This window comes from Dietzia sp. DQ11-44 (assembly GCF_014145205.1).
Taxonomy (GTDB): domain Bacteria; phylum Actinomycetota; class Actinomycetes; order Mycobacteriales; family Mycobacteriaceae; genus Dietzia; species Dietzia natronolimnaea.
Genome location: NZ_JAALEC010000381.1, coordinates 1 through 4,127 on the forward strand (window position 1 = coordinate 1; position 4,127 = coordinate 4,127).

Sequence of the window (4,127 nt, forward strand, 5' to 3'; positions counted from 1 at the left end):
TGCAGGTGGTACAGGAAGATGTTGGTCACCAGGTGATCGGAGTTCCACGAGTGCTCCGGGCGGCAGCGCTGGTAGCGGCCGGCGGAGGTCTTCTGCCGCTTGAGGCCGTAGTGCTCCAGGTAGTTGACCACCTCCAGCAGCGAGAAGCCGAAGACCGCCTGGACGAGGAGCCAGGGCGCGACCTCCCAGCCGAACACGGCGATCAGTCCGCCGAAGAGCACGACGGTCATGAGCCACGCGTTGAGGTTGTCGTTGCGGATCGTCCACGGGCTCTTGCCCAGGCGACCGAGCCGCTCGGACTCGAGGTGCCAGGCCGACCGTGCGGATCCCACGACGCTGCGCGGCAGGAACGCCCAGAACGACTCGCCGAAGCGCGAGCTGGCCGGGTCCTCGGGAGTGGCGACGCGGGCGTGGTGCCCACGGTTGTGCTCGATGAAGAAGTGTCCGTACCCGGTGGTGGCCAGGGCGACCTTGGACAGCCACTTCTCGCTCCCGGCGATCTTGTGGCCGAGCTCGTGCGCGGTGTTGATCCCGATCCCGCCCGTGATGGCCACCGTCCAGGCCACACCGATCGAGGCGGCGATCCCGAGCCCGCCGTCGTAGCCGAGCCACGACAGGTCCTGGGCGGTCCACAGGTAGCAGGCGACGATGAGGGACGCGTACTGGAAGGGGATGTACAGGTAGGTGCACCAGCGGTAGAAGGGGTCCGCCTCGAGCCGGTCCATCACCTCGTCCGGCGGGTTCTGGCCGTCGGCTCCGACCGCCAGGTCGCCGAGGGGGATGGCGACGTAGACCAGGACGGGGAGCAGGAACCACGCGGCGGTGGCGGCCCAGCCCAGACCCAGCCCGTTGAACCCGATGACGAACGGCATCGAGAGGAACAGCCCCATCGCCGGGATCAGGCCGAGCAGCCACAGGTACCGCTTGGCGTCGGTCCACGCGTACGGCTCGACCGCGGCGTCGGTGGCGTCACCCACCGCGGCGGTGTCCTGGGCGGCGGCGTCCCGGGCGGCGGGGTCCGTCGTGGGGTCCCGGTCGGGACGCTCGTCTGCGCCCCGGGGGCGGATGTACTCGGTGCTGGACATCGTCAACGACCTCCAAAGATCACTGGTGATGTGGCCTACGCCACTGTCTGGAGACAAGATTAGACAAATTCCCGGGCCATGTCTAGACATGGGGTCTGATTTTGTCCAGGGAGGACGACGACGAGGCCATCCGTTCCACCGGCCGGTGCGGAATACGGGGGCGGTCCGCGCAGTTGTACCGACAGGTCGTCGGATCCACTCCGACGCGGGAGGAGTGGCGGACGTGACGATGCAGCAGGCCGCCATGCGCACCTTGATGCGGGCCGAGAACAACAACATCACGCTCGACCGCAGCGTCTTCACCCGCGAGAACTTCCACCGGATCGGTCAGTTCGCGCGACCGCACACCCGGTTGATCGTCCTGTTCCTGATCCTGTCCGTGTTCGGGGCCTCCCTCGCCGTGGTGACCCCGCTGCTCGCCGGCCGGGTGGTCACCGCGATCGTGGACGGCGCCGCGGTACGGGTGGTGTTCCTCCTCGCCGCCGCCATCGCGGTGATCGGCATCGTCGAGGCGGTCAACAACGTCGTGACCAGGTTCTGGTCGGCGCGAATCGGCGAGGGTCTGATCCTCGACCTGCGCCGTTCGGTGTTCGACCACGTCCAGACCATGCCGGTCGCGTTCTTCATGCGTACCCGCACCGGTGCGCTGGTGAGTCGGCTCAACAACGACGTCCTGGGCGCCCAGCGGGCCTTCTCGGACACCCTCTCCGGGGTCGTGTCCAACCTCGTCCAGCTCATCCTCACCCTGGTGGTGATGGCCGGGATCAACTGGCAGCTGACCCTCATGTCGGTGCTGCTGCTACCGGTGTTCCTCTTCCCCGCCCGCTACGTGGGCAGGCGCCTGGCCAGGCTCCGTCGCGAGGCCTCCGACCTCAACGCGTCGATGAACGACCAGATGACAGAGCGTTTCAACGCCGGCGGCGCGACCCTCGTCAAGTTGTTCGGCCGCCCCGACGCCGAGTCCGCGGAGTTCGCCTCCCGCGCGGGTCGGGTGCGGGGCATCGGGGTCCGCACCGCGCTGCTCATGAGCGTGTTCATGAACTCGCTGACGCTGGTCTCCACCCTGGCCCTCGCGCTGGTCTACGGCGTCGGCGGCTGGTTCGCCCTCACCGGCGGGATGGACGCGGGGTCCGTCGTCGCCCTCGCCCTCCTCCTGACCCGCCTGTACGGCCCGCTGACCTCGCTGGCCAACGCACCGATGGACGTGGTGACCGCTATCGTGAGCTTCGAGCGGGTCTTCGAGGTCCTGGACCTGGACCCGCTGCTCAAGGACGCCCCCGACGCCGTCGACGTGCCCGAGGGCCCCGCCGCCATCGAGTTCGACGACGTCCGGTTCTCCTACCCCTCGGCCGACAAGGTCTCCCTGGCCTCGCTGGAGGAGGTCGCCGTACTCGACACCCGCGGCGGGCAGGAGGTCCTGCACGGGGTCAGCTTCCACGCCGAACCGGGGCAGATGATCGCACTGGTCGGATCGTCGGGCGCGGGCAAGTCGACCATCGCGTCGCTGCTCCCGCGGCTGTACGACGTGGACTCGGGGGCGGTGCGGGTGGCCGGCCTCGACGTGCGTGAGGTCACCTCGTCGTCGTTGCGCCGGACGGTGGGCATGGTCACCCAGGACGGCCACCTCTTCCACGACACGATCCGGTCCAATCTGACCTTCGCCCGTCCGGAGGTGACCGACGAGCTGGTGTGGGACGCCCTGCGCCGGGCGCGGCTGGAGGAGCTGGTCCGGTCGCTGCCCGACGGGCTGGACACCGTCATCGGCGACCGCGGGTACCGCCTCTCCGGTGGCGAGAGGCAGCGCCTGACCATCGCGAGGCTGCTCATCGCGGAGCCCTCCGTGGTGGTGCTGGACGAGGCCACGAGCGCACTGGACTCCACCAACGAGTCCGCGGTCCAGGAGGCCCTCACCGAGGCGATGTCCCACCGGACGTCCCTGGTGATCGCCCATCGACTGTCCACCGTGCGCGCCGCCGACCGCATCCTCGTGCTCGAGGGCGGCAGCGTGGTGGAGTCGGGCACCCACCCCGAGCTGCTGGCCGCGGGTGGGCGGTACACCGAGCTGTACGAGACCCAGTTCGCGGACCAGGAGTAGCAGCCGCGTCGGCGGGGCCGGTCAGCAGCACCCCCACCGGTCAGCAGCACTCCCACCGGTCGGAAGCACCCCCGTCAGTAGCGTCCCCCGGCGATCGCGTCGTGGACCCGGTCGGTGTCGGCGTCGGCCCAGCCCGGGGGGTCCAGGATCCGGGCCCACATCTGCGCGGCGTCCGGCCCGAAGGTGTGACCGTGGCCGGCAGGGACCTCCGCGGAGAACACCATGTCCAGGGTGACCTGCCAGAACGTCACGAACGGGGTCCACCGCACCCCCGGGTCGAGATCGGGGCCCAGTGGCTCCCGCAGCCAGTCCGGGCGCTGCAGCAGGAGGTCGGGCGACCACCAGGTGATGGGATCGGAGGCGTGCTGCCAGTAGACGATCCGCGGAGAGGACCAGGGCGCGCCGTCGAGATCCAGATCCGGCCCGCCGGCGGCGAAGCGCACGTGCTCACCGCCGTCGATCACCGGTAGTCGCTCCGGCGAGCCCGCATCGCGGTGGGCGGTGAGGTAGGACCACTGCGGTGAGAAGTTGGGCGTGCCCACCCACAGCGCGCCGTCGGTCCGGGCCACCATGTCCTGGGCACCACCGAAGGCGGTCTGCCCCCCGAAGGAGCCGAGGCTCTCCCCGAACGCGACGAGTGCGGGGCGACGGGCCTCGGGCACGTCCGCGACGGCGCGCTCCACCGCCTCGAACAGGGCGCGTCCCGCGCGCTGGGGCGACTGCCGATCGGCCACGAACGCCAGGGGGCTGGGCAGGAACGAGTACTGCATGGCCGCGATCGCGGAGTCTCCGCCAGTGGTGTACTCGAGGGCCCCGGCCACGCGGGGGTTGACCCATCCGCGCCCGGTGGTGGTGGCGACGGCCAGCACGGACCTGTCGAAGGCTCCCGTGCGGTGGAGCTCGGCCACCACGAGGTCGGCGGCCTCCTCGACGGTGCCGGCCGCGTC

General features: G+C 70.2%; 3 protein-coding genes. 1 reads left to right on the plus strand and 2 read right to left on the minus strand.

All coding sequences use genetic code 11. The features are described 5' to 3' along the window. The coding region (locus G6018_RS10090; protein ID WP_182639526.1) for an alkane 1-monooxygenase at positions 1-1,085 on the minus strand (1,085 nt) is incomplete at its 3' end. 229 nt (positions 1,086-1,314) lie between these two features. On the opposite strand from G6018_RS10090, the gene G6018_RS10095 reads away from it, so the two are divergent. Then, complete coding sequence (locus G6018_RS10095) at positions 1,315-3,180, plus strand: ABC transporter ATP-binding protein (protein ID WP_182609954.1); 1,866 nt, start codon at positions 1,315-1,317, stop codon at positions 3,178-3,180. A gap of 74 nt (positions 3,181-3,254) precedes the next feature. Here G6018_RS10095 and G6018_RS10100 read toward each other — a convergent pair. Further along, positions 3,255-4,127, minus strand: an 873-nt coding sequence (locus tag G6018_RS10100; RefSeq protein ID WP_182639527.1) for an alpha/beta-hydrolase family protein, incomplete at its 5' end; no start/stop codon positions are given.